Origin of the sequence: Pinisolibacter aquiterrae, from assembly GCF_019160155.1 — a bacterium.
GTDB lineage: Bacteria > Pseudomonadota > Alphaproteobacteria > Rhizobiales > Ancalomicrobiaceae > Pinisolibacter > Pinisolibacter aquiterrae.
Genome location: NZ_JAFNIH010000032.1, coordinates 1 through 25,423 on the forward strand (window position 1 = coordinate 1; position 25,423 = coordinate 25,423).

18 protein-coding genes are annotated in these 25,423 nt (G+C 71.3%); 6 read left to right on the top strand and 12 right to left on the bottom strand.

The window, feature by feature from the left end; all coding sequences use genetic code 11:
• The coding region (locus J3S89_RS12875; RefSeq protein WP_274383938.1) for an SbcC/MukB-like Walker B domain-containing protein at positions 1-2,109 on the top strand (2,109 nt) is incomplete at its 5' end.
• 16 nt (positions 2,110-2,125) lie between these two features.
• Here the strand turns inward: J3S89_RS12875 and bla are convergent.
• The 3 genes from bla to J3S89_RS12890 all read right to left on the bottom strand — a co-directional run bounded on the left by bla (position 2,126) and on the right by J3S89_RS12890 (position 7,037).
• On the bottom strand, positions 2,126-2,947 hold the full coding sequence (bla, locus tag J3S89_RS12880; protein WP_274383218.1) for a class A beta-lactamase: 822 nt from the start codon (positions 2,945-2,947) through the stop codon (positions 2,126-2,128).
• 260 nt (positions 2,948-3,207) lie between these two features.
• Entirely contained in the window at positions 3,208-5,676 is a 2,469-nt protein-coding gene (locus tag J3S89_RS12885; RefSeq protein WP_217927969.1) for a penicillin-binding protein 1A, read from the bottom strand.
• 341 nt (positions 5,677-6,017) lie between these two features.
• On the bottom strand, positions 6,018-7,037 hold the full coding sequence (locus tag J3S89_RS12890) for an N-acetylmuramoyl-L-alanine amidase family protein (RefSeq protein ID WP_217927970.1): 1,020 nt from the start codon (positions 7,035-7,037) through the stop codon (positions 6,018-6,020).
• 815 nt (positions 7,038-7,852) lie between these two features.
• Here J3S89_RS12890 and J3S89_RS12895 point away from each other — a divergent pair.
• The 3 genes from J3S89_RS12895 (at position 7,853) to dapB (ending at position 12,387) form a co-directional block, all read left to right on the top strand.
• Positions 7,853-10,540 carry an Rne/Rng family ribonuclease gene (locus J3S89_RS12895; RefSeq protein ID WP_217927971.1) on the top strand — a complete coding sequence of 896 codons (2,688 nt, stop codon included), beginning with the start codon at positions 7,853-7,855 and terminating at the stop codon, positions 10,538-10,540.
• Between the two features lie 267 nt (positions 10,541-10,807).
• Complete coding sequence (locus tag J3S89_RS12900; protein WP_217927972.1) at positions 10,808-11,464, top strand: alpha/beta hydrolase; 657 nt, start codon at positions 10,808-10,810, stop codon at positions 11,462-11,464.
• A 116-nt stretch (positions 11,465-11,580) separates the two neighbouring features.
• Entirely contained in the window at positions 11,581-12,387 is an 807-nt protein-coding gene (gene dapB / locus J3S89_RS12905) for a 4-hydroxy-tetrahydrodipicolinate reductase (RefSeq protein WP_217927973.1), read from the top strand.
• A gap of 7 nt (positions 12,388-12,394) precedes the next feature.
• Here the strand turns inward: dapB and J3S89_RS12910 are convergent, their stop codons facing one another.
• The gene (locus tag J3S89_RS12910; protein ID WP_217927974.1) at positions 12,395-12,811 is read right to left on the bottom strand and encodes a hypothetical protein; all 417 of its coding nucleotides are present in this window, start codon (positions 12,809-12,811) and stop codon (positions 12,395-12,397) included.
• A gap of 4 nt (positions 12,812-12,815) precedes the next feature.
• Entirely contained in the window at positions 12,816-13,931 is a 1,116-nt protein-coding gene (locus tag J3S89_RS12915; protein WP_217927975.1) for an anhydro-N-acetylmuramic acid kinase, read from the bottom strand.
• 129 nt (positions 13,932-14,060) lie between these two features.
• Here J3S89_RS12915 and tyrS point away from each other — a divergent pair, with 129 nt between their 5' ends.
• Positions 14,061-15,308, top strand: coding sequence for a tyrosine--tRNA ligase (gene tyrS / locus J3S89_RS12920; RefSeq protein WP_217927976.1), 1,248 nt, complete (start codon positions 14,061-14,063; stop codon positions 15,306-15,308).
• A gap of 55 nt (positions 15,309-15,363) precedes the next feature.
• On the opposite strand, the gene J3S89_RS12925 is transcribed toward tyrS, so the two are convergent.
• Entirely contained in the window at positions 15,364-16,182 is an 819-nt protein-coding gene (locus J3S89_RS12925) for a molybdate ABC transporter substrate-binding protein (RefSeq protein WP_217927977.1), read from the bottom strand.
• 386 nt (positions 16,183-16,568) lie between these two features.
• Between J3S89_RS12925 and J3S89_RS12930 the strand changes: the two genes are divergently transcribed.
• Positions 16,569-17,123, top strand: a complete 555-nt coding sequence (locus J3S89_RS12930) for a DUF2087 domain-containing protein (RefSeq protein WP_217927978.1) — start codon at positions 16,569-16,571, stop codon at positions 17,121-17,123.
• A gap of 38 nt (positions 17,124-17,161) precedes the next feature.
• Here J3S89_RS12930 and modD read toward each other — a convergent pair whose 3' ends face one another.
• The 6 genes from modD to glgX all read right to left on the bottom strand — a co-directional run bounded on the left by modD (position 17,162) and on the right by glgX (position 25,370).
• Positions 17,162-18,004 carry a ModD protein gene (gene modD / locus J3S89_RS12935; protein ID WP_217927979.1) on the bottom strand — a complete coding sequence of 281 codons (843 nt, stop codon included), beginning with the start codon at positions 18,002-18,004 and terminating at the stop codon, positions 17,162-17,164.
• A gap of 2 nt (positions 18,005-18,006) precedes the next feature.
• Positions 18,007-19,122 carry a molybdenum ABC transporter ATP-binding protein gene (gene modC, locus J3S89_RS12940; protein WP_217927980.1) on the bottom strand — a complete coding sequence of 372 codons (1,116 nt, stop codon included), beginning with the start codon at positions 19,120-19,122 and terminating at the stop codon, positions 18,007-18,009.
• Positions 19,119-19,814 carry a molybdate ABC transporter permease subunit gene (gene modB / locus J3S89_RS12945; protein WP_217927981.1) on the bottom strand — a complete coding sequence of 232 codons (696 nt, stop codon included), beginning with the start codon at positions 19,812-19,814 and terminating at the stop codon, positions 19,119-19,121. The genes modC and modB overlap by 4 nt, the downstream gene beginning before the upstream one ends.
• 12 nt (positions 19,815-19,826) lie before the next feature.
• A complete protein-coding gene (modA, locus tag J3S89_RS12950) occupies positions 19,827-20,606 on the bottom strand; it encodes a molybdate ABC transporter substrate-binding protein (RefSeq protein WP_217927982.1) in 780 nt (259 codons plus the stop codon).
• A 157-nt stretch (positions 20,607-20,763) separates the two neighbouring features.
• Positions 20,764-20,970, bottom strand: coding sequence for a TOBE domain-containing protein (locus J3S89_RS12955; RefSeq protein WP_217927983.1), 207 nt, complete (start codon positions 20,968-20,970; stop codon positions 20,764-20,766).
• Between the two features lie 185 nt (positions 20,971-21,155).
• Positions 21,156-25,370 (bottom strand): glycogen debranching protein GlgX, encoded by a 4,215-nt coding sequence (gene glgX / locus J3S89_RS12960; RefSeq protein WP_217927984.1) that lies wholly within the window; start codon positions 25,368-25,370, stop codon positions 21,156-21,158.
• Positions 25,371-25,423: the final 53 nt, after the last annotated feature.

A 25,423-nucleotide genomic window follows, 5' to 3' on the forward strand; every position in this document is an offset into this window, starting at 1 on the left:
ATCTGTGACCGTGCCGCCGCCGAGGCCGGGGCCGCCGCCGAGGCGCTCGCCCGGCTCGCCCGCGCCCGGCCGCCGCTCCTCGAGGAACGCGACGCGCTCGCCCGCCGGCTCGCCGAGGGCGCCCTCGCCCAGCGCCTCGCCGAGGCGGTGGAGACCAAGGCCGCCGCCGATCTGCGCGCCACCCTGGTCGACGGTGCCCCCTGCCCGGTCTGCGGCGCCACCGACCACCCGATCCTCGCCGATCCCTCGATCGCCGCCGCCCTCGCCGCGCTGCGCGCCGAGCGCGCCGGGATCGAGGCGCGGAAGATCCGCCTCGACGCGGAGATCGCCGAGATCGATCGCGACCGCACCGTCGAGGAGACCCGCGCCGCCGCCGCCACGACCACGACGAGCGAGGCCGCCGCCCGCCTCGACGCGGCCGAAGCGGCGATCGCCGCCGCCGATGCCGACGCGACCGGCCTCGCCGGAGCCCTCGGGCTCGATTGGCCGGCCCTCGGCACGACCGCCGCCGCCCGTTTCGAGGCGGCGGTCGCCGGCATCGACGCGCTCCGCCGGCCCCTCGCGCTGCGCATCGCCGAAGCCGGCCGCCGCCGCGCTGAGATCGACGCCCTGCGCGAGACCCTCGACCGGCTCGATCACGGTCGTGACGCCGATGCCGATCGCCGCCGTCTCGCCTCCGAGAGCCGCGCCGAGGCCGAGCGCCGGGGCGCCGTCGCCGCGGAAGCTGCCCGTGGCGCCGCCGCCCGCCGCGCCGAGCTCGACGCGAGCCTCGCCGTGACCCTGGCGCCGCTGTCGATCGGCCCGGAGGAACTCGATCAGAACGGCGCCGCGCTGACCGAGAAGCTCGCCGCCGCCGTCGCCGGCCGCCGCCGGCTGATCGCCGAGACCGAGACCCTCGCCAAGACCGAACAGGCGCTCGAACTCGACGTCCTGCGCCTCGGCGACGGCCTCGCTCATGCCGAACGCGGTCGCATCGCCGCCGCCGTCGAACTCGCCAACCGCACCGCCGCCGCGACCGCCCTCGCCGCGGAACGCGCCGCCCTCCTCGACGGCGAGGCGACCGAGATCCATCGCGGCCGGATCGAGGCGGAACGGCTCGCCGCCGACGCGGCCCTCCAGACCGCGGCCGCCGATCTCACCCGCGCCGCCGGCGAACACGACGCCGCGCTGGTCCAGATCGGTGAACGGCGCGCCCATCTCCAAGCCGCCGAGGCCGAGACCGGCCGCGCCGCGACCACCTGCGACCACGCCCTCGCCGCCGCCGATCTCGATTGGGAGATCGCCGCCGCTCTGCTGGCGACGCCGGACGGCGAGGTCGAGGCGCTGCGCGCCCGCCTCTCCGACCTCGTCGAGAGCGCCGCCCGCGCCGCGACCGAGGCGGCCGCCCGCCGCGCCGATCTCGCCACCGCGATCGGCGAGAGCACCGGCCTCGCGCCCCGCCCCGACCTCCTCGCCGCCGCCGAGGCCGACCGCGCCGCCCGTGACGGCCTCAACCGTGAACTGGGGGCGCTCGCCGAGATCCTCGCCGCCGACGACGGCGCCCGCGCCCGCGCCGCCGATCTCGAGACCGAGATCACCGCCCTCGAGGCCGATTTCGCCGTGCGCGGCGCCGTCGGCGCGGCGATCGGCTCGGCCGACGGCGACAAGTTCCGCAAATTCGCGCAAGGCATCACCCTCGACCGCCTCGCCGCCCTCGCCGATCGCCATCTCGAGACGCTGAGCCCGCGCTACCGGCTGGTGCGCACCGGCGGCCTCGGCCTCGCCATCGTCGACCGCGACATGGGCGACGAGATGCGCTCGACCCGTTCGCTGTCGGGCGGCGAGCGCTTCCTCGCCTCGCTGTCGCTGGCGCTGTCGCTGTCCGGGCTCGAGGGGCGCCGTTCCTTCGTCGACACGCTCTTCATCGACGAGGGCTTCGGCTCGCTCGACGCGGCCACCCTCGACGTCGCCATCGACGCCCTCGAGAGCCTCCAGAGCGAGGGCCGCAAGGTCGGCGTGATCAGCCACGTCGCCGCCATGCACGACCGCATTCCGGTGCAGATCCGGGTGGAGAAGGCGGGCGCCGGCCGTTCGCGCGTGCGCGTCACCGGCACCGGCACCGCCGCGTGAGCCGAGGCGCGCCGCCTCAGCCGATCGAGCGGGCGAGCGCGGCGCCGATCTCGGCGATGGCGGCGTTGCGCTCGGCCATCGCGGCCCGCGTCTCGGCGAGATAGACCGCCACGGTCATGGGCTTGCGCCCGGTCGGCCAGACCACGGCGACGACGCCGCGCGCGCCGTTGCCGCCGGCCCCCGTCTTGTCGGCGATCTTCCACGACGCCGGCAGACCGGCGCGCAGCAGCGGCCCGCCGACCCGATCGTCGACCATCCACGCCGTCAGCCGATCGCGCGACGCCGGCGACAGCGCACGGCCGAGCACGAGAGAGCGCAGTGAATGGGCGATCGCCGCCGCCGTCGTGGTGTCGCGCGGATCGCCCGGCCTCGCCTCGTTGAGGTCCGGCTCCCAGCGATCGAGCCGGGTCACGTCGTCGCCGATCGAACGCAGAAACGCGGTCAGCCCGCGCGGGCCGCCGATCGTCTCGAGCAACAGATTGCCGGCGGTGTTGTCGCTGAGCGTGATCGCCGCCTCGGCGATCTCGGCGAGCGTCATGCCGGGATCGCCGACCCGCGTCTCGGTCGTCGGCGAATAGGGCACGAGCGTCGCCTTGGAAAAGACCACCCGCCGCTCCAACTGGTCCTCGCGGCGATCGACCCGCGCGAGCAGCGCCGCCCCGGCGAGCACCTTGAAGGTGCTGGTGAGCGCCACCGGCTCGGTGGCGCGGTGGTGCCACACCCGGCCGGTCTCGTCGTCGAGCACGGTCATGCCGACCCGCGCGCCGAGCCGCGTCTCGACCGCCACGACGGCCTCCTCGAGCGGATCGCTGCCGGCTCGAGCCCGGGCCGGGCCCATCACGCCGAAGGTCGTCGCGGACGCCGCCGTCCACAAAATCCTACGCCGATCGATCCACATCGTCCCTCACTCCCACGAAACCTCGAAGCTCGAGGCGAGGAGATCGTCGATGCGCAAACGTGCGAAATCGAGGTGGGATTCGGGCGTTCTCGTGGCTCACGCGGATACCGCCGGCGCCATCGCCGAGCGCGACCGGGCATCGGCCGGTCGGGCCGAAACCTCGAGAAATCCCGACGGGTCGGGATTTCTCGAGACGGGTGTCAGTAGAGGCCGCCCTGCTGGAGACCGCGCTCCTGCTCCGGCGTGACCTTCTGCGCCTTGCCGAACTCCTCGGTGTCGTAGCCGATCACCGAATAGGTGTCGGGCGGCGCGGTGCCGGGCTTGAAGGCTTCCATGATCGCGTCCGGATCGCCCGGCGAGGCCTTCATGCCGGTGTGGTGGTTGACCGCCACCAGCCGGATCCCCGGCGGCACGCGGAACGGCACCGGCGGCTTGTCCTTGAGCGCGTCGGCGAAGAACTCGCGCACCACCGGCGCGGCGGTGTGGCCGCCGGAGGCTCGGCCGAGGTCGCGCGGCCGGTCGTAGCCCATGAAGACGCCGGCGACGAGATCGGGCGTAAAGCCGACGAACCACACGTCCTTCTGGTCGTTGGTGGTGCCGGTCTTGCCGGCGATCGGGCGCTTCAGATCGGCGAGAACCGTCGCGGTGCCGCGCTGGACGACGCCCTCCATGATCGAGGTGATCTGATAGGCGGTCATCGGATCGAGCACCTGCTCGCGGTCGTCGATCAGCTCCGGCTCGGGCTGATGCGCCCATTTCGGCGCGTCGCAGGCCTCGCAGATCCGTTCGTCGTGCTTGAAGACGGTCTTGCCCCAGCGATCCTGGATACGGTCGATGAAGCTCGCGTTCACCTTGCGGCCGCCGTTGGCGATGGTCGCATAGGCGGCCGTCAGACGCAGCACCGTGGTCTCGCCCGCGCCGAGCGACATCGGCAGATAGGCGCCGAGATCGTCGTAGATGCCGAACCGCTTGGCGTATTCGACCACCAGCGGCATGCCCATGTCCTTGGCGAGCCGCACCGTCATGGTGTTGCGCGACTGCTCGATGCCGACGCGCAGCGTCGAGGGGCCGTAGAACTTCTGCGAATAGTTCTCCGGCTTCCACACCGGCTGTCCGCCGCCGGGATTGATCTCGATCGGCCCGTCGAGCACCAGCGACGACGGCGTGTAGCCGTTGTCGAGCGCGGCGGCATAGACGAAGGGCTTGAACGACGAACCGGGCTGGCGCCACGCCTGGGTGGCGCGGTTGAACTCGCTCTCCGCGAAGGAGAAGCCGCCGGTGGTGGCGAGCACGCGGCCGGTGTGGGGGTCCATCACCACGATCGCGCCGGAGATGTCGGGCACCTGACGCAGGCGATAGACCTGACGCTCGCCGGTGCCGGCGCCGACCTTCTCCACATAGACGACGTCGCCCGGCATGACGATGCTCGCCATGCCCTTGCCGATCGCCGTGCGCTTGACGCCGTCGGCCATCCGCGTCGCCCATTTCGACTGGTCGAAGGCGAGGATGCCGCGCTCGCGCTCGGTCGAGATCTCGCCCGTCACCAGACGGCGCGGCTGCAGGCCGACGATCGCCTCCTGATCGCCGACCGAGAGCACCACGCCGAGCCGCCATTCCGGCACGTCGGAGAGCGCCTTGACCTCGGCCAGCGCCGGGCCCCAGTCGCCGGTGTAGGTGAGCTTGGAGACGGGGCCGCGCCAGCCGTTGTTGGTGTCGTAGCCGAGCAGACCGTCCATCAGCGCCTTGCGGGCGAGCCGCTGGAGCTTGGGATCGAGCGAGGTGCGCACCGACAGGCCGCCCTGATAGAGGCCACGCTCGCCGTATTTCTCGATCAGCTGGCGGCGCACCTCCTCGGCGAAATAGTCGGCGCCGAAGATGTGCGGGCCGGTGGTGCGCGGCACGACCTTCAGGGGCTCCGCCTTGGCCTTGTCCGCCTGCTCCTGGGTGATGAACCCGTTGGCGGCCATCTGCCCGATCACCCAGTTGCGCCGCTCGATGGCGCGGTCGGTGTGGCGGAACGGATGATAGTTGTTCGGACCCTTCGGCAGAGCCGCGAGATAGGCGGCCTCGGCGATGGTCAGCTCGTGCACCGACTTGTCGAAATAGAGGAGCGAGGCCGCCGCCACCCCGTAGGCGCCCATGCCCAGATAGATCTGGTTCATGTAGAGCTCGAGGATCTCCTCCTTGGAGTAGGCCGCCTCGATCCGGATGGCGAGGATCGCCTCCTTGATCTTGCGCTCGAAGGTCTGCTCGTTGGAGAGGAGGAAGTTCTTGGCGACCTGCTGGGTGATGGTCGAGGCGCCCTGCGGACGGCGGCCGGAGAGCTTGTTCTGCACCGTGATGATCGCGGCGCGGATGATGCCTTCCGGATCGAGGCCGGAATGCTCGTAGAAATTCTTGTCCTCGGCCGAGAGGAAGGCGTTCTTCAGAAGCTGCGGGATCGCCTGGCTCGGCAGGAACAGCCGCCGCTCGGAGGCGTATTCGGCGACGAGCTCGCCGTCGCCGGCGTGCACGCGGCTCATCACCGGCGGCTCGTAGTTCTTGAGCGCCGTGTAGTCGGGAAGGTCGGCGGAGGCGTTTTTATAGGCGACCCACACGCCCGCCGCGACGATCAGGACCGCGACCGTGCCGATTCCGAAGACGTAGCCGATGAACCGCAGAAGAAACATGCCGCCCGTTTTCCTCGCCGATGCGACGGGCGGCGATCCTTCGTCGCCCCCGTCCGATTCCACGGGCGCTCCCGCGTCGCCCACGGGTTCGCTCGAACCCGCCGGACGTCGCCGCCGTGACATGCCTTTCGATGCGTCTCGCCCGTTCGCGAAGATCCGATTTCGGCCCTCGCGCCCCGGCCGAAGCCTCGCCTCTCGCCGATCCCGGCTCCTCTCGAGGCGGACCGCCACCCGCCTGGACGAGCCGCCGGACTCGCACCATGGCTTTATGCGTCCCGCCTTTCTTTTTCAAGTTTATGGCGAAGCTGCGGCGCCCGGCGCCGCGGACGTCGATCGCCTGCTCAGCGTGTCCGTTCCGCCGCACGCGCCGCCCCGGGCACGCCGCGCCCGGCGAAGAAGCGATCGATCGCCGAGAGAAGCGAGCGCGACGTCGTCTCCCGCCACTGCGGCGAGGTCATCAACGCCTCGTCTTCCTTGTTGGAGAGGAAGCCGATCTCCACCAGCACCGACGGCACGTCGTGGGCGCGCAGTACCTTGAGCCCCGCCTGACGATGCGCCGCCCCCTTCACCAATCGGCCGTGACGGCGGTATTCCTCGAGAATGTCGCGCGCGGCGAGCAGCGAGAACCGGCGCGTCTCGCGCAGCGTCAGCTCCGCCAGAATGTCCTCGACCACGTCCTCGGCGTCCGTGACGACATGGCCGGCGACCGCGTCGGCGGCGTTCTCCTTGGCCGCGAGCGCCGCCGCCTGGGCGTCCGACGGCTTCTCCGAGACCGTATAGATGGTCGCGCCGCGCACCGAATGATCGTATTCGGCGTCGGCATGGATCGACAGCAGCAGGTCGGCCTTGGCCTCCCGGGCGATCGTCACCCGCCGCCCGAGCCCGACGAAGACGTCCTCGTCGCGGGTCGTGCGCACGTCGTAACGGCCGCTCTCCCGCAACACCCGGATCAACGTCTGCGCCATCTCGAGGACGACCGTCTTCTCCGGCGTGCCGGTGGCGGGCGAGACCGTGCCCGCGTCGACGCCGCCGTGACCGGGATCGATCACGATCACCGGCCGAGCCGGCACCGGCGCGCCCGGATCGACGCCTCGCGACGCCGCGCTCGGACGCGCCCCCTCGCGGTCGCCCTTGGCGGCGGCGGTCCCGCTCACCGAGCCGGTCTCCTCCACCGCGACGGTGAGAGCCCGCGCCGCGCCGGACGCCTCGGCGGGCTCGGGCGCGCGGCCGACCACCCCGGCGAGCGCCGAGGCGCCGGTCAGAACGACCGCCGCGACGACCGAGACCAGCCGCCGCGTCGCCTTCTTCTCGGGCGCCGCCCATGCCGTGGCGACCCGTCTCGCGATGCCGAAGATACCCAAATGCGTCCCTCTCGGAGGCCGTCGTCCGAAGCGACAGGATAGACCATGGGCGCCTCGCGGTTAACCCGTCGTTGACGGTGGCGAGACGCCGCGTCGTCCGCGGCCACCCCGGCATCGGCCGGCTCGTTGCGCGACTTGCAAAGGCACCCCCGCCCCCGTAAGTATGGGCCAGGATTTCGATCTCCGAGCGAATCCCCGATCCGCGCCGAGGCGTGGCCGGGGCACTCGTCGAAGAGTTCGGACCGCTCGTTCCCGATGCTCGTCCGGCTCGCCCGCGACGATGGCGGGAGAGAGGCCCCACGGCGGCCGGCATCCCCGGTGGATGTCGTCGTGCGGGTGGTTTCGTTCGTTGGCGCGTATCGCCTGGACGACCTCTCGAGACGAGCGGCCCGGTCCCGTCACCGTCCACCCGGTGTCGGGAAGAAGTTCCGGAACACGGCGCGTCGGCGACACGAGGTCGGTCGTCGAGCGTGGTGTTCGGGCCCCCGAGGCCATGCCTCACGGTGGTCGGGCCCGGGTTCGTCGCGTTTTCTTGCGATTTCGCCCGGCCGCGACCGCTCCCGATCGATGGTTTGCCACTCGATCGCCACGAAAGAACAGGGTCGAACGAACGGCCATGCCGACGACGACGGGACGCACGACGGAAACGACGGAGACGGCGACAGGCCGGTTCTCTTCGCGTCGTCGCCTCGTCCACGCGGCGCCTACACGTTCGATCGCGCTCCCCCATTCCCTACCGACACGACAAGTCCGCGACCGTGCCGCCGTCCTCCTCGGGACGGCGCCGTACGTCGTGGGCCCGGAGTTTTCGCCTCATGGCCAACAAGATGCTCATCGACGCCACCCACCCGGAAGAGACCCGGGTGGTCGTGGTGCGCGGCAGCCGAGTCGAGGAATTCGACTTCGAAGCCGCCAACAGGAAACAGCTCAGGGGTAACATCTATCTCGCCAAGGTCACCCGCGTGGAGCCGTCGCTCCAGGCGGCCTTCGTCGACTACGGCGGCAACCGTCACGGCTTCCTGGCCTTTTCGGAGATCCACCCCGACTACTATCAGATCCCGACCGCCGATCGGCAGGCCCTCCTCGAGGAGGAGGCGCGCATGCACGCCGACGCCGAGCGCGAGGAGAACCGCCCGCGCCGCAAGTCGAAGCCCAAGGCCAAGGCCGAGAGCGAAGGCGCCGAGGGCGAGGAGGTCTCCGAGGCCGCCGACTCCGAGGCCGAGATCGCCGACGAGGAGGCCGTCGAGAGCGTCGGCTCCGAGGACGCGCTCGAGGAACTGCCCGAGCGTCGCCCGCAGCAGCGCCTGCGCCGCCAGTACAAGATCCAGGAAGTGATCAAGCGCCGTCAGGTGCTCCTCGTCCAGGTCGTCAAGGAGGAGCGCGGCAACAAGGGCGCGGCGCTCACCACCTATCTGTCGCTCGCCGGCCGCTATTCGGTGCTGATGCCCAACACCGCGCGCGGCGGCGGCATCTCCCGCAAGATCACCCAGCCGACCGACCGCAAGCGCCTGAAGACCATCGCCCAGGAGCTCGAGGTTCCGGAAGGCATGGGCGTCATCGTCCGCACCGCCGGCGCCGCCCGCACCAAGGCCGAGATCAAGCGCGACTTCGAATATCTCCTGCGCCTGTGGGAGAACGTGCGCGAACTGACCCTGAAGTCCTCCGCGCCGAAGCTCGTCTACGAGGAAGGCTCGCTGATCAAGCGTTCGATCCGCGACCTCTACAACAAGGACATCGACGAAGTCCTGGTCGCCGGCGAAGAGGGCTATCGCGAGGCCAAGGACTTCATGCGCATGCTCATGCCGAGCCATGCCAAGAACGTCCAGAACTACCGCGAGCCGACCCCTGTCTTCACCCGCTTCGCGGTGGAGAGCCAGCTCGACGCGATGTTCAGCCCGCAGGTCACCCTGCGCTCGGGCGGCTACATCGTCATCAACCCGACGGAAGCCCTGGTCTCCATCGACGTGAACTCGGGCAAGTCGACCCGTGAGCACAACATCGAGGACACCGCGCTCGCCACCAACATGGAGGCGGCCGAGGAGGTCGCCCGCCAGCTCCGCCTGCGCGATCTCGCCGGTCTCATCGTGATCGACTTCATCGACATGGAGGAGAACCGCAACAACCGGGCGGTCGAGCGCAAGCTCAAGGAATGCCTGAAGAACGATCGCGCCCGCATCCAGGTCGGCCGCATCTCGCACTTCGGCCTGATGGAGATGAGCCGCCAGCGCATCCGCACCGGCGTTCTCGAGAGCTCGATGGTGCTGTGCCCCCATTGCGGCGGCACCGGCATGGTGCGCTCGACCGAATCGGTCGCGCTGCACGTCCTGCGCTCCCTCGAGGAGGCGCTGCTGCGCAGCGTCACGCACGACCTGATCGTGCGGACGCGCACCGCCGTGGCGCTCTACATCCTCAACAACAAGCGCGGCCATCTCGCCGATCTCGAGCGCCGCTTCGGCCTCGACATCACCGTGCTCGCCGACGATCACGCCTCCCAGGCCGGCCATCTCTACGTGGTGGAGAAGGGCGACCCCGTGGTGCCGCGCACCGATCGGCCCGAACTCGTCGCCGCCCCCGCTCCCGTCGAGGAGCCCGAGGAGGAGATCGTCGAGGACGAGATCGAGGAGACCGAGGAGGAGGAGACCGAGCGCGCCGAGAGCCGCGACGAAGGTCGTGGCGACGCCGCTCGCGCCGCCGAGACCGAGGCCGGTCGTCGCCGCCGGCGTCGGCGTCGGCGCGGTCGTGGTCGTGGCGAGGGCGCCCCGCAGAACGGCACCGACGAGGAGAACGCCGCCTACGACGCCGAGAACGGTGCCGAGGAAGGTGGCGAGGAAGGCTCCGAGGAGACCGGCCCGGTCGAGCTCGACGCCAACGGCGACGAGATTCCGCGCAAGCGCCGTCGTCGCGGCCGTCGCGGCGGCCGCCGCAATCGCCCCGAGAACGGCGAGGCCGGCGAGACCGTCCGCGCCGAGGGCGAAACCTACGAAGGCGAAGAGAGTGACGAGGGCGAGGAGCTCGCGACCGACGACGTCGTCGTGATCGACCGCGAGACCCTCGCCGCCGAGGTCGAGGCGATGGACGCCGCCCCCGAGGAGACCGCCGCCGAGGTGGTCGCCGAAGAGGCGCCGACCGTCGAGGCCCCGGTCACCGAGGCCGCCGCCGCCGAGGTTCCCGCCGAGGAACCGCCGGCGAAGCCCAAGCGCGTCCGCGCGCCGCGCAAGTCCGCCAAGACCAAGGCCGCCGAGGCCGCCGCCGCGGAGGCCGAAGCCGCCGCCGCGGAGACCGAGACCGAGGCCGCGCCCGCCGTCGCCGAGGAGCCGGCTCCGGCCCCCGAGCAGCCCGCCTCCGAGGCGAGCGCCGCCACCGCGACGCAGAGCGTGAGCGAGCCGGCGCCGGTCGAAGAGGCCGAGGCCGAACCCGCCGCTCCGGCGAAGCCGGTGCCGCAGTCGACCGAACTGCCGCCCGACGCGCCGCGCAAGTCCGGCTGGTGGTCGAAGCGCGGCTGAGGCCGACGATCCGATGAAACGAGAAAGGCCGGGAGCGATCCCGGCCTTTTTCACGTCGTCGCCACACGAGGATCGCGGCCGCCGGCCGAACGGGAGCCGATCGAACGTGTGGTCGCTCGAGCCGGGGTGACGGAAGAGCGCGGCGCGGAAGGCGGGTTCGACGTCGGAATTTGTTGAAATCCGAGAGCCGTTCGTGCCAACAGTGGCGACCCAAGTCGGTCGGCTCGCTCCGACCCGTCACCCGTATTCGTCAGGACGACACCACCCATGCCCGAGGTGATCTTCAACGGACCGGCCGGCCGCATCGAAGGCCGTTTCCAGCCCGCGAAGCAGCGCAACGCTCCCATCGCTCTCATTCTTCATCCCCACCCCCAGTTCGGGGGCACGATGAACAACCAGATCACCTATCAGCTGTTCTACATGTTCGCGAAACGCGGCTTCGCGGTGCTGCGCTTCAACTTCCGCGGCGTCGGCCGCTCGCAGGGCGCGTTCGATCACGGCGCCGGCGAATTGTCGGATGCCGCCGCCGCGCTCGACTGGGTCCAGACCATCCACCCGGACGCCCGCTCCTGCTGGATCGCCGGCTTCTCCTTCGGCGCCTGGATCGGCATGCAGCTGCTGATGCGCCGGCCCGAGATCGAGGGCTTCATCTCGATCGCCCCGCCGGCCAACCTCAACGACTTCTCCTTCCTCGCCCCCTGCCCCTCCTCCGGCCTGATCGTCCACGGCGACATCGACAAGGTGGTGCCGCTGAAGGACGTCCAGACCCTGGTCGACAAGCTCAAGACCCAGAAGGGCATCGTCATCGACCAGCGCGTGATCGAGGGCGCCAACCACTTCTTCGAAAACAAGGTCGACGAGCTGCTCGGCCACTGCGAGCAATATGTCGACATGCGCCTCGCCTCGACGATCGAGACGGCCTGATCCTTCGTGCCCCCCGACCCTTCAGGGCCCCTGACGGTTCGCCGGTCCCGAATTCGTTGGACCGGCGCCCGACCCTGGGCCAGTCTCCCCCGAAACGACTCCTCGGGAGTGACGTCATGAGTGTCCGCATCGTCGTGTCCGGTGCCTCCGGCTGGGTCGGCCGCGCCCTCGTGCGCGCCGTCGCCGGCGCCGCCGATCTCGAACTCACCGGAGCCGTGGCGAGGGCGCAGGCCGGGGCCGATGCCGGCACTCTCGCCGGCCTCGCCCCGCTCGGCGTGCCGGTGGTCGCGACGCTCGCCGAGGCCCTCGCCGTCCCCTCCGACGTGGTGATCGACTATACCAGACCCGCCGTCGTCGCCGGCCATGTCCGCATGGCGCTCGAGGCCGGCCGCCACGTCGTCGTCGGCACCTCCGGTCTCGGCTCGGCCGATTATGCCCAAATCGACGCACTGGCGCGCGAACGCGGCCTCGGGGTCGTCGCCGCCGGCAACTTCTCGATCACCGCGACCCTGCTGAAGCGCTTCGCGCTCGAGGCGGCGCGCCACGTCGCCGACGTCGAGATCATCGACTATGCCTCGGCGAAGAAGCCCGACACGCCCTCCGGCACCGGCCGCGAGTTGGCCGAGGCGCTCTCCGCCGTGCGCCGGCCGGGCACCTCGCTGCCCGTCGGCGACCTCTCCGGCCTCCCCGCCACACGCGGCGCCACCGTCGCCGAGCCGACGCCGATCCAGGTCCATTCGGTGCGGATGCCGTCCTACGTCCTCGCCTGCGAGGCGATCTTCGCCGCCGAGGACGAACGCCTCGTCATCCGCCACGACGCCGGATCCTCGCCGAGCCCCTATGTCGCCGGAACCCTGCTCGCCGCCCGCCGGGTGATCGAGCGCGTCGGCTTGACCCGGGGCCTCGACGCGCTGATCGATTGAGCGCGCCTCAGCGCCGCGTCTCGGGGAAGCGCCGCATCCGCTGCACGACCGGCGGAGAGCTCCCGAGCCGGCCGCCGACGCCGCTCGCCGGGACCGCCGTCGCGCGCGCGGCCGGCGCCGTGGCGCGCCCGACAGACGCCGTCGCGCGCCCGACCGAGCGCCGCGCGAAGCGGGTCAGAACCAGCAGCAGCACCCCGCAGAAGCCGACCCAGAAGGCATAGGCGGCGAGCGCCCCCCCGTCCTCGTAAGGGTCGAGCACGCGGAACCCGCCGCGTCCGAGCAGCGTCACCGGCTCGCCCGCATCGAGACCGATCCACACCCGCCCCGCCTCGGCGATCAGAGCGAGCCCGACGAAGGTCACGAGCTTCGGCCGCCGCCCGGCGACCTCGTAGAACCAGCGGAAGGTCAGGACCGGATTCGCCATCGCCTCACCCCATCGCCAGGACGCCGCCACGCATCGGATGCGGCACGCCGGTGGTGCCCGGGAACGACAGCGGCAATCGCTCCAGGTGGCGCACGGCGAGATGGGCGAAGGCCTGCGCCTCCAGGAAATCGGTCGACCAACCGACGTCCGCCGCCGTGACCACGCGCGCGTTGGTCGCCTCTCCGAGCATCGCCAGCAGGGTCGGATTGTGCGCGCCCCCGCCCGCGACCACCACCATCGCCGGCTGGGCCGGCAGGATCGCGAGCCCCTTGGCGATCGCCCGCGCGCTGAGCGCGGTCAGCGTCGCCGCGCCGTCGGCGGGCGAGAGCCCTTCGACCGCCGACGCCGTGAAGGCGTTGCGATCGAGCGACTTCGGCGCCGGCACGTCGAAGAAGGGATGTTCGAGCAAGGCCGAGAGCAACCGCTCGTCGACCCGGCCCGCCGCCGCGAGGCGGCCGTCGACGTCGAGCGGGCGCGCGGTGTGGAGACGGCACCAGTCGTCGAGCGCGGCATTGCCCGGCCCGCAGTCGAAGGCGACGAGATCGCTCGGATCCTCGCCCGCCCCGATCCAGGTCAGATTGGCGACGCCGCCGATGTTGCAGACCACCAGCGGGCGCGGCAGATCGCCGGAGGCGGCCAGCGCCGCGTGCCAGATCGGCACCAGCGGCGCCCCCTCCCCGCCCGCCGCCACGTCGGCGGCGCGGAAGTCGTAGACGACCGGCAGACCGACCGCCCGCGACAGCGCCAGCCCGTCGCCGAGCTGCACCGTGATCCGGTGCGACGGTGCATGGAACACCGTCTGCCCGTGAAAGCCGACGACCGCCACGTCCGCCGCCGTCAGCCCGTTCGCCGCCATGAAGGTCGCGACGGCATCCGCGTGGGCCGTCGTCACCACGGCCTCGGCCGCCGCCAGCGCCTCCGGCCGCTCGGCCCGGTCGCCGACCGAGGGCGCCACCGCGATCGCCGCGCGGATCGCCGCGCGCTCGTGGTCGTCGTAGGGGCGAAAGAGCGTCGGCCCGAGGTCGAAGATCCGCCGCCCGTCGGTCTCCACCGCCGCGACGTCGACCCCGTCCATCGAGGTGCCGCTCATCAAGCCGATCGCCCAGCGCCGCGCGCCCATCTCCACCCGTCCTCCGCCTCGATCCGCGCCGCGGTCACGCCCCCTCGGGGGGTGCCTTCTCGCCCGCGAGATGCTATGAGCCCGGTTCGACGCGGCTCACCCGCGTCGTCTGCCAGGGTTTCGCCGATCATGACCGCGTTCAAGTCCGATTTTCTCCGCGTCCTCTCCGAGCGTGGATTCATCCACCAGATCTCCGATCCGGAGGGGCTCGACGCCGCCTTCCTCGCCGGCCCGGTGACGGCCTATATCGGCTTCGACGCGACCGCCCCCTCGCTCCACGCGGGCTCCCTGATCCAGATCATGATGTTGCACTGGATGCAGGAGACCGGCCACCGTCCGATCGCCCTGATGGGCGGCGGCACGACGATGATCGGCGATCCCTCCTTCAAGGACGAGGCGCGGAAGCTCCTCACCGTCGAGGACATCGACGCCAATCTCGCCGGCATCAAGCGGGTCTTCTCCAAGTTCCTCGACTTCGAGAGCGGCCGCGCCCTGATGATCAACAACGCCGATTGGCTGCGCCACCTCAACTACGTCGAGTTCCTGCGCGACGTCGGCCGCCACTTCTCGGTCAACAAGATGCTGAGCTACGACTCGGTCAAGCTCCGGCTCGACCGCGAACAGTCGCTGAGCTTCCTCGAATTCAACTACATGATCCTCCAGGGCTACGACTTCGTCGAGCTCTACCGCCGCACCGGCTGCATCCTGCAGATGGGCGGCTCGGATCAGTGGGGCAACATCGTCAACGGCATCGACCTCGGCCACAAGATGGAACGGGCGCAGTTCTTCGCGCTCACCTCGCCGCTGCTCACCACCTCCTCGGGGGCGAAGATGGGCAAGACGGCGAACGGCGCCGTCTGGCTCGAGGCGGACATGCTGAGCCCCTACGACTACTGGCAGTACTGGCGCAACACCGAGGACGCCGACGTCGAGCGCTTCCTGAAGCTCTACACCAAGATGCCGATGGACGAGATCGCCCGGCTCGCCGCGCTCGGCGGCTCGGAGATCAACGAGGCCAAGAAGATCCTGGCGACCGAGATCACCACGCTGGTGCACGGCCGCGACGTGGCGCTCGCCGCCGCCGAGACCGCCCGCAAGACCTTCGAGGAGGGGGCGCTCGCCGCCGATCTGCCGACGGTGGAGATCCCGGCCGGCGAGCTCGCGGAGGGCCTCGGCGTCCTCGCCGCCTTCGTTCGGGCCGGCCTCGCCGGGTCCAACGGCGAGGCGCGCCGCGCGGTGGCCGGCGGCGCGCTCAGGGTCAACGACGTGCCCCTCGCCGACGAGCGCCAGAAGCTGACCACCGGCGATCTGACCGGCGACGGCGTGATCAAGCTCTCCTCCGGCAAGAAGAAGCACGTGCTCCTGAAGCCGGTGTGATCCCGAGCGCGCGACGGTCCGATCCGTTCGGACGTTCCCGCGCCGAGGATGAGCCTCAGGGTTTCGCCGCGCTCGGCAGGGTCGGCGCGGCGAAACCGGCCTCCGCCAGGATCGCCTGCGCCTCCGGCGACAGGAGCCACAGCGCGAACCGATAGGCCGCGACCGGCGCGCCCGGCGCCACGGCGAGCCCGTAGTCGGCTCGCACCGCCAGGCTCTCCGGTAAGGTGAAGGCCCGCGCCTCCGGCGCCTCCTTGGCGATCGGCCGGCGGTTGGTGCAATAGGCGAGGAAGAGATCGGCCTCGCCGCTCGCCAGCAACGACGCATAGACGTTGCGCCCGGCCGGCGGCGGCGGCGAGCTCGGCCCGCCGGTCAGCTGCAGCGCCTTCGCCTCCAGCGCCGCCTCGGCGCCGGGCTTCACCGCCTCCGCCTTGGCGAAAACCTCGAAGGCATAGTCCCCGGCCGGATCCGCCTTCGGCGTCGAGGTGCCGAGCCGGACGGCGGGGTCGAGCATCCGGTCGAGCAGATTGCTCCCGTCGGCCGCGACGCCGGCCTTCGGCATGGCGAAGGCGCAGAGTTCGTTGCGCGCGAAGAGGACCACCGGCCCCATCTTGCCCTCGGCGGCGAGGGCCAACGGATGCTCCATGTTGGCGGAGGTGAAGACGTCGACCTTCGCGCCCGCCTCGATCTCCTTCTTCAGCGTCCCCGAGGCCTTGTAGGTCTGATCGACGCGAATGCCGGTCGCCTTGGTGAAGGCGGCGCCGGCTTGCGTCAGCGCCCCGCGCAGGCTCCCGGCCGAGACGTGGACGATCGCCTCCTCGGCCACGGCGGGGCCGGCGAGGACGGTGGCGAGCAGAAGCGGCGTGATACGGTTCATGACGGGACCCTCGACCGGGCGGCGGCCTCGACGGGGAGGATGCCGCAGCTTTGTGTTCGATGAAACACAACGTAGCCGGTTTTTCACACGTCTCGACGATCCTCGCCCCCGGCGTCGCGAAAACCGGCCCAAAGAACGACGGCGTGCGCTCCGCGCGAACGTCGGGCGACCGCGTCCCCCTTGCGCCCCTTCCCGCTTCGGTCTAGACGATCGGCTACGGTCGGCAGTTCACCGAGGCGTCGCCACCCCGAAAGGGGAGCTGGACCTGCCAATTTTCACCTTCGCGATCGACACGCTTTCCCCGTGTGCCGCGTCGGCAAGGGCGACCACCGAACGTCCGTCGAGGCTCCGCCCCCGGACTGCGGCACATCGCACGAGGATCAGCGATGTCCAGAACCCACCTTCCCTTCTCGACGCCCGACGTCTCCGCCTTCGCCCGCGCGCTCGCCGCCCAATTGGCCGAGCACGAGGGCCGGCCCGGCCATGTCGAACTGCTCAACATGGTCGCCCGCGCCGGCGGCTTCGGCAATTTCCAGCATTTTCGCGCCCAGGCCGAGACGCTGGACCGGCTCGAGACCCCGCCCCCGCCGCCGCAGCCGGTCGATACCGCCCGGCTCGCGCGCATCCTGCGCTATTTCGACGCCGACGGTCGCCTGATCCGTTGGCCCGGCAAGGCGAGCCATCGGCCGGATTGCCTGTGGGTGATGTGGTCGCGCCTGCCGGCCCGCCGCTCGATGCACGAACGCGAGATCAACGAGCGCCTCGGCGCCGAACATCTCTTCGGCGATCACGCCCTCCTCCGGCGTGAACTCGTCGACGGCGGTTGGATGAGCCGGACCTTCGACGGCCGCGACTATCGCCGGCTGGAGAAGGCCCCGCCGGCCGAGGCGGTCGCGCTGCTGCGCCTCCTCGCCGCCCGGCGCCCGCGAACGGGGGCCTGAGGACGACGTGGGGATCGGCGCGGTATCTCGCGCCGATCTCACGCCGGCTCGATCGTCACCTGCACGTCGCGCGGCCGCGCCGTGTAGGGCCACGACGTCACCAGCATATCGGCGCCGGCACGGACGTGATCGGCGGCATTGGCCGGCGAGATCCCACCTGCCGAGGCGAGCACCACGGCAGGCCATCTCGACTTCACCAGCGCCGCCGCCTCCGCGACGTCTTCGACCGTGAACTTCTCCATCTGGATCACGTCAAACCCCGCCGCCGCGGCTCGCGCCGCGTGGTCCGGGGTCGCCACCTCGATCACCAGCTTCTTCTCCGGACAGGCCGCGCGCAGCCGCGCCACCGTCGCCTCCGGCGCCTCGTCGCCGAGGAAGGCGCGATGCTCGGCGAAGACCAGCACCGTCTCGGACAGTCCGGTGCGGTGGACGACGCAGCCACCCGCCCGGATCGCCGCCAGTTGGAACCGCCGCGCGCCGGGAAAGGTCTTGCGCGTGCAGGCGACCGACACCCGGCGCTCGCCCACGACCGCCGCCTCCACCACCTCGCGCGCCGCCGTGGCGATGCCGCCGAGGAGTTCCATCGTCGTCTGCGCGGTCTTCCAGGCGCGGTGCAGCGCCGCCGCCGGCCCCTCGGCGGAAAGAAGCGCCGTTCCCGCCGCGGCCCGCTCGCCGTCGGCGGCGAGCGTGGCGACGCTCCCACCCGCGAGCTCGATCAGCCCGCGTGCGATCGCGATCCCCGCCACCACCTGCGGATCGCGCGCGGTGAAGCGCATCACCGCGCCGCGCTCGCCGATCCCCAGGGCGTCGGTGGTGAGATCGCCGTGCGGCGTGTCCTCGGCCAGCAACGCGTCGAGCTCGGCCCGGGTCGGACGAAACATGATCAGGCCTTCCTCTTTTCCGGCGCCTCGAGCCCGGCGAGACCGCGCTCGTCGATCGACACCGCCTTGATCAGCGCCGAGATCCGATCGCCGACCGCGACCCCGAGCGCGTCGAAACCGAGCCGCGTGACATAGGCGTAGAGCGTCTCGCCGCCGTCGAGCAGCACCGTCACCAGCGCGAAGGGCCCGCCGTCGGTCGTCACCGCCTCGATCCGCCCGGCGAGCGCGGTGCGCACGCTGGTCGCCGTGCCGCGCTCGCGCGACAGCGTCACCTCGGTCGCCCGCACCGTCACCCGCACGCTCGCCCCCACGCGCGGCAGCCGGCCGGGGACGACGATCGAGCCGGCGGGATGGGCGATCGTCGTCACCCCATAAGCCTCGTCGATCTCGGCGACGGTGCCGGTGACGACCGAGACCGCCTCGAAGCGATGCATCGCCGAGGCGAGGCCGGTCGGCGCCAGAACCTCGGCCGGAGCGCCGATCGCCGCGACCCGCCCCTGGTCCATCCGCACCACCGTGGCGGCGAGCCGCGCCACCTCCTCGACGGAATGCGACACGTAGAGGATCGGGATCGCGAAGGCGTCGCGCAGATGTTCGATGAAGGGCAGGATCTCGAGCTTGCGGTCGTCGTCGAGTGCCGCCAGCGGCTCGTCCATCAGCAGGAGGTCGGGCGAGGTCAGGAGCGCCCGCCCGATCGCCACGCGCTGGCGCTCGCCGCCCGAGAGCGTCGCCGGACGCCGGTCGAGCAGATGGCCGATGCCGAGCACCGCGATCACCGCGTCGCGCTCGACCCGGCGCCGCTCGCGCGCCGTGAAGAAGCGCCCATAGGCGAGATTGGTCGCGACCGAGAGATGGGGAAAGAGCAGCGCGTCCTGGAACACGAGCCCGATCCGGCGGCGATGCGGCGGCAGGCGCACGCCCCGTTCGACGTCGGTCAGCACCGTGTCGCCGAGCGTGATGCGGCCGCGATCGGGCCGCTCGAGCCCCGCCACCAGCCGGATCACCGTGGTCTTGCCGCAACCCGAAGGCCCGAACAGCGCCGTGATGCCCTGGCCACCCTCGAAGGCGACGTCGAGCGTGAAGTCGGAGCGCGCCAGCGCCACGTCGACCGAGATCATGCCCGCCCCTCCCGGCCGCGCCGTCGCCGCACCGCGAGTTCGGAGACGACCAGTGCCCCGAGCGCCAACACGGCCGCGACCAGCGACAGCTTGAGCGCGCCGAGATCGCCCCCGGGGGTCTGGGTATAGGTGTAGATGGCGGCGGGAATGGTCTGAGTCTGACCGGGGATGTTGGAGACGAAGGTGATGGTGGCGCCGAACTCACCGAGAGCCTTGGCGAAGGCCAGCACCGCCCCGGCCGCGACCCCGCGCAACGACAAGGGCAGCGTCACCGAGAGGAAGACCCACCACGGCGGCGCGCCGAGCGAGGCGGCGGCCTGCTCGATCCGCTCGTCGATCGCCTCCATCGACAGGCGGATCGCCCGCACCATCAACGGAAAGCCCATCACCCCGGCGGCGAGCGCCGCGCCGGTCCACCGGAACGAGAACACCAGCCCGAAATGCTCGGCGAGGAAGGCCCCGATCGGTGCCCTCCGGCCGAACGACAACAGGAGCAGGTAACCCGTCACGACCGGCGGCAGCACCAGCGGCAGATGGACGATCCCGTCCAGGAGCGCCTTGCCGGGAAACCGCCCCCGCGCCAACACCCAGGCCACCAGGATCGCCGGCGGCAGCGAGGCCACCATGGCGATCGTGCCCACCTTCAGGGACAGGCCGATCGCCGTCCATTCCTCGACCGTGAACCAGTCCACCCGTCCCGATCCTCACTTCGCGAGCGGCGTGAAGCCCTCGTCGGCGAAGATCTTGGCAGCCTCCGCGCTCTTCAGGAAGGCCAGATAGGCGGCCGCGTCGGCATTGGTCGAATCCTTGGTGATCGCCACCGGATAGATGATCGCCGGATGGCTGCCCGCCGGGAAGGTCCCGACCACGACCACCTTGGGCTCCGACTTCGCGTCGGTGGCATAGACGATGCCGTATTTGGCCTCGCCGCGCGCCACCAGGGCGAGGGCGGCGCGCACGTTGGCGGCGCCGGCGATCTTCGGCTCGACCGCGGCCCACACGCCGAGCTTCTCGAGCGCGGCCTTGGCGTATTTCCCGACCGGCACCGAGCCGACGTCGCCGGTCGCGACCTTGCCGTCGCCGACCTTCTCGGCGAGCGGGAAGCCGGGGCCGATCTCGATCTTTTCCGGCGTGTCCATCGGCGCGATCAACACCAGCGCATTGCCGAGCAACTCGGAACGGGTTTCCGGCTTGATCAGTCCCTTGTCGGAGAGATAGGTCATCCACGGGATGTCGGCGGAGACGAAGACGTCGGCCGGCGCGCCCTGTTCGATCTGCTTGGCGAGAGCCGAGGAGGCGGCGTAGGAGACGGTCACCGTCTTGCCGGTCTTGGCGGTCCAGGCGGCGTCGATCTTGTCGAGCGCGGTCTTCATCGAGGCGGCGGCGAAGACCACCGGCCCCGCCGACTGCGCGAGCGCCGAACCGCCGGCCGCGCCGATCACCATCAGCGCCGCACCGACCAGGGCACCCGCCATCCGGCGCATTTTCTTCTCGAACGAATTCATCACGGAAACCCTCCGGTCGACGACGCAGCGTCGAAACCTATATCATCAACGATACAGCAACAAGCCGAAGAAAACCCCGATGGGCAGATCCCGATCGAGGCTCCCCGCCGCCCTCGAGGGGCGGAACACGCCGACCTCAGTCGACGCCGATCATCACGTCCGAGGACTTGATCACCACCTTGACCGCCTGGCCGGCGGCGAGGCCGAGATCCTCGACCGCTTCGTTGGTGATCGCCGAGGTGACGGTCTGGCCACCGACGTCGACGGTGACGTGAGCGGTCGTGGTGCCCTTGGTGACGGACAGAACCGTGCCGGAGAGCATGTTGCGCGCGGAGAGCTTCATGGATGGGATCCTCGCGGCGCCGTTCGCGGCGCCCATGGGTTGGAACCTCCGGAAACTCCTTCGCCGGACGAAGGAGCGCCGCGGCGAGCATAACCGAACACCGCCCGGTGGTGTATCGAAAACAATACAGGAAGAGCTCAAATTTCAGGCGCCGAGGCAGGTCGCCCCGCCTCGCCCCGCCCGCCTCACCACCGTCGGTCGGCGAGCCCGGCCAGCACCGCCCGCGCGCGCGAGGTCTCGAGCAGCGTCTCGACGCCGACCGAGAGCCGCCGCCGCCAATTGGGCCGCTCGCGATCGGTGCCCGGCAGATTGAGCCGCTCGATCTCTCCGCTGAGATCGTCGGCCTGCACCAGCGCCAGCATCGAGCGCCCCTCGGCGGCATAGGCATGGACCGCCGCCGCGATCTCGTCGGTGAGCGCCGTCGGCAGGTCGTCGGCCACCGCCTCCGGCGCCAAGGCGCCCGCCGCGACCAGCGTGTCGATCAGGATCCGCTTCTCCTCGGCCCGCTCGGCGCGCGCGACCGGCGCCGCCGCCGCCTCGAGCCGCCCGAGCCGCAGATCCTCGTCGAGATCGTCGCCGATCCACCACCCCGCCAGGGTCGCGAGATCATGCGAGCCGACCACCGCCGTCCCGAGCGCCGGATAGGTCGCGGGCGAGCGGAAGCCCCGCCCTTCCCGCTCGAACCACAGCACCTGATAGGACAGGACCTCGGCCTCCGCCATGCGCTCGCGGAACCCCCAGGGCACGGTGCCGAGATCCTCGCCGACGACGACGCATTCGGCCCGCCGGCTCTCCAGCGTGAGCTGGCCGATCAGATCCTCGAACGGCTGATCGACGAAGGCGCCCTGCGAGCCCTTGGCCCCGTCGGGCACCACGAAGAGCCGCCGGAGCCCCAGCACGTGATCGATCCTGAGCGCCCCGGCATGCGCCATGTTGGCGCGGATCAGTTCGGCGAAGGGCGCGTGTCCGAGCCGCGCGCTCTCGATCGGATTGAGCGGCGGCAGCGACCACACCTGGCCGTCGCGCGCGAAGGGATCGGGCGGCGCGCCGACCGAGACCCGATGCATCAGCCGCGCGCCCGCGCCCCAGGCCTCCGCGCCGTCGGGCGCGCAGCCGACCGCGAGATCGCGGTAGAAGCCGAGCCCGAGCCCGGCCGCGTGCCCGCGCGCCGCCGCTTCCGCCAACTGCCGTTCGGCGAGCCACTGCAGGAACTGCGACCAGCGCACCGCCCGGCGATGGCGCGCCGCGAAATCCGCCACGCCGGGCCGATCCCAGGCCGCGAGATCGGCCGGAAAGCCGCTCGCCGTGGTCGCCCCGGTCACCGCCGCGATCGCCTCGAAGGTGGAAAAGCGCGTCAGCGCCTCGCCGCCGCCGGCGACGAAGGCGTCGAACTCCGCCACCAGCGACCCACTTCCCGCCTTCGCCGTCTCCTCGAAGGTGGTGAAGGCCGCGCGCAGCACCGCCGACTTCAGCGCCCACACCGCCGGATAGTCGACGTGCGAGACCCCTTGGAGACGCGCCGCCTCCAGCGCCGCTCGGGGTGCCTCGGCGCCGATTCCGGCGGCGAGCGGCGCCGGCAGGCGCGTCACGTCGATGAAGATCGGATCGAGGAACCGCCGATCCGACGGCGAATAGGGGCTCGCCCGCTCGCGATCGCCCTGGAAGAGCGCGTGCAGCGGATTGAGACCGAGCGTGGCCGCGCCGACGCCGCCGGCCTTCTCGGCGAAGAGCGCCAGCGTCTCGAAATCGCCGATACCCTGATCGGCCGCGTGCCGCAACGTGTAGAGATGCGCCGAGAGCCCGAACAGCCGCCGCGCCGCGCCGCCCTCCGGCAGATGACAGGTCGCGGGCGCGACCGTCAGCGCACAGGTCTCGTCGTGGCCCTCGAGCCGGATCCGGTGACGCCCGATCGGCAGATCGGGAAGAGACACGACGCGCCGGCTCGGCCCCGTCTCCTCACCCGTCGCGAAGACCGCCCGGCCCTCGCCGGGATGCACGGTGACGACGCGCTCGCCCCCGCCCTCGAGCTCGATCGTCAGACGCAGCGTGCCGCCGCCGAGCGCGCGCGGCCCGGCCAGCGACACCTCGCCCTCGCGGCCGGCGAACACCGTCGCGGCGAGCGGCAGCGGCCGCCGGGTGGTCTCCGACGACAGCCGCTCGAAACTGTCCGTGGCCTCGCCGAGCGTATCCGCCGGAAGGCCCATCGCGTTCAGGATCGCCCGCTTGGTGTCGTCCCCGACCCGGTGCCCATGGCCGGTCAGATCCCACCAGTCCGGCGCGATGCCTGCGGCATGCGCCAATCGATCGAGCGAATCGCTGTCGACCGGCCAGATTCGATGATCGTCCGGAATCGGCTCCTCGACGAAGATCGTCACCGAGCGCCCGTCGATCGGGAACTTGGCGCTGGCGAAAGCCTCCCGGTCGGGATGAGCGCTGTCGAGTTCGAGCCGCCAGCGCATCCCCGGACGCGGCGGCGCCGGCACGAACACCGCCGGCCGCGGATCGACCGAGAGCGCCACGATCACCCGGTCGATCGCGCCGTCCTGTTCCCCCGCCATCACCGCGACCAGACGGAAGTTCTCCGGATCGTGCCAATCGCCCGGCCCGAACGGCGCCCCGTCGAACCGGCGCCATTCGAGATCGGCGATACCCTCCGCGCCGATCGCCGACCCGGTCGGCATACGGTCGTCGCGCAGCGCCGCATGCGCGGCGCGGATCCGCGCGAGCCGCGCCACGAAGGCGATCAGCCCGTCGTCCGCATGCTCCCAGTCGAACCAGGACATGGCGTTGTCCTGGGCATAGGCGTTGTTGTTGCCGTCCTGCGTCCGCCCCGCCTCGTCGCCCATCGCCAGCATCGGAATGCCGTGCGACGTGAAGAGGGTCGCGAGCAGCGCCCGCACGTCGCGCAGCCGCGCCTCGCGCACCGCCGGATCGTCGGTCGGCCCCTCGACGCCGTGGTTCCAGGAATGATTGGCGTCGGTGCCGTCGCGATTGTTCTCGCCGTTAGCCTCGTTGTGCTTGTGGGCGTAGGCGACGAGGTCCGCCAGGGTGAAGCCGTCGTGGGCGGTGATGAAGTTGAGCGAATCCGAGGTCGGCCGATGCCGCGCCGCGAACACGTCGGACGACCCGGCGAATCGCGTCGCCACTTCGCCGATGATGCCCTGATCGCCGCGCCAGAAGCGCCGCATCGTGTCGCGCCAGCGGTCGTTCCATTCCGGCCACCCGGCCGGGAAGGCGCCGAGCCGATAGCCGCCCGGCCCGATGTCCCAGGGCTCCGCGACATGCACCAGATCGCGCAGCTCGGGATCGGAGCGGATCGCCGCCAGGAACGGCGCGTCGGCATCGAAGCCGAGCGCGCACCGGCCGAGGGCGGTCGCGAGATCGTAGCGGAACCCGTCGAAGCCGCCGACCCGCGCCGCGTGCCGGAGCGCGTCGAGCCCGAGCCGGAGCCCCGCCTGCCGGGTCAGATCGAGCCCGTTGCCGCAGCCGCTGTCGTCGGCGTAGCGCGAGAGATCCCCGCTCCTCAGCCGATACCACAGCGCATTGTCGAGGCCGCGATAGGCGACGGTCGGGCCGAGATGATCGCTCTCGCCGGTATGGTTCAGCACCACGTCGAGGATCACCTGGATCCCCGCGTCGTGCAGCGCGTCGATCGCCGCGCGCACCTCCGCCCAGCCACCCGGCGCCAGGCGCGGATCGACCGCCATCGGCACGATCGGATTGTAGTTCCAATAGTTGGTGAGCCCGAGGGGCCCGAGATGACGCTCGTCGAGCCCCGCCCAGATCGGCATCACCTCGAGCACCGTCACCCCGAGCCGGCTCAGATGGCCGATCGCCACGGGATGTCCGAGCGCCGCGAACGTGCCCCGGATCTCCTCCGGGATCGCCGGATGGAGACGGGTGAAGCCCTTGACGTGACACTCGTAGACGACGCGGTCGCGCGGGGCGACCCGCGGCCTGACCACCGGCTGCGCGGGGCTCGCCGCCTCGATGATCGCCTTGGGAACCTCGGCGGCGCTGTCGACCTCGTCGTGCTCGGCGCCGTGGATGCGCGCGTCGAACATCGCCGGATGGAGACGGAACGGCCGATCGAGCCGCGTCGCGTGCGTATCGACCAGGAGCTTGGCCGGATTGAAGCGATGCCCCCTCTCCGGCGCCCAGGGTCCGCTCACCCGCAGGCCCCAGCGCGTCCCCGGCGCGACGCCCTCGATCCAGCCGTGGAACACCTCGCCGGTGCGTCCTGGCAGCCGGAAGCGGCCGGTCTCACGGTCCTCGTCGTCGAAGAAGCAGACGTCCACCTCGGTCGCATTCGCCGAGACCACGGCGAAGTTCACCCCGATCCCGTCATGGCTCGCGCCGAGCGGTCCCGCCGCTCCGAGCCCGGTCTTCCCTGAATGCATGCCGTGCCCCCTGCGGCGTCCCCCCGACACCCCGGCCGCGCGCGGCCGTCTGC

Excerpts from the sequence above, each read along its gene's own strand:
- bla (WP_274383218.1), bottom strand. The coding sequence starts at position 2,947 with ATGGGCCCGGCCCGGGCTCGAGCCGGCAGCGATCCGCTCGAGGAGGCC.
- J3S89_RS12885 (WP_217927969.1), bottom strand. The coding sequence starts at position 5,676 with ATGTTTCTTCTGCGGTTCATCGGCTACGTCTTCGGAATCGGCACGGTC.
- J3S89_RS12895 (WP_217927971.1), top strand. The coding sequence starts at position 7,853 with ATGGCCAACAAGATGCTCATCGACGCCACCCACCCGGAAGAGACCCGG.
- J3S89_RS12900 (WP_217927972.1), top strand. The coding sequence starts at position 10,808 with ATGCCCGAGGTGATCTTCAACGGACCGGCCGGCCGCATCGAAGGCCGT.
- dapB (WP_217927973.1), top strand. The coding sequence starts at position 11,581 with ATGAGTGTCCGCATCGTCGTGTCCGGTGCCTCCGGCTGGGTCGGCCGC.
- J3S89_RS12910 (WP_217927974.1), bottom strand. The coding sequence starts at position 12,811 with ATGGCGAATCCGGTCCTGACCTTCCGCTGGTTCTACGAGGTCGCCGGG.
- J3S89_RS12915 (WP_217927975.1), bottom strand. The coding sequence starts at position 13,931 with ATGGGCGCGCGGCGCTGGGCGATCGGCTTGATGAGCGGCACCTCGATG.
- tyrS (WP_217927976.1), top strand. The coding sequence starts at position 14,061 with ATGACCGCGTTCAAGTCCGATTTTCTCCGCGTCCTCTCCGAGCGTGGA.
- J3S89_RS12925 (WP_217927977.1), bottom strand. The coding sequence starts at position 16,182 with ATGAACCGTATCACGCCGCTTCTGCTCGCCACCGTCCTCGCCGGCCCC.
- J3S89_RS12930 (WP_217927978.1), top strand. The coding sequence starts at position 16,569 with ATGTCCAGAACCCACCTTCCCTTCTCGACGCCCGACGTCTCCGCCTTC.
- modD (WP_217927979.1), bottom strand. The coding sequence starts at position 18,004 with ATGTTTCGTCCGACCCGGGCCGAGCTCGACGCGTTGCTGGCCGAGGAC.
- modC (WP_217927980.1), bottom strand. The coding sequence starts at position 19,122 with ATGATCTCGGTCGACGTGGCGCTGGCGCGCTCCGACTTCACGCTCGAC.
- modA (WP_217927982.1), bottom strand. The coding sequence starts at position 20,606 with ATGCGCCGGATGGCGGGTGCCCTGGTCGGTGCGGCGCTGATGGTGATC.
- J3S89_RS12955 (WP_217927983.1), bottom strand. The coding sequence starts at position 20,970 with ATGAAGCTCTCCGCGCGCAACATGCTCTCCGGCACGGTTCTGTCCGTC.
- glgX (WP_217927984.1), bottom strand. The coding sequence starts at position 25,370 with ATGCATTCAGGGAAGACCGGGCTCGGAGCGGCGGGACCGCTCGGCGCG.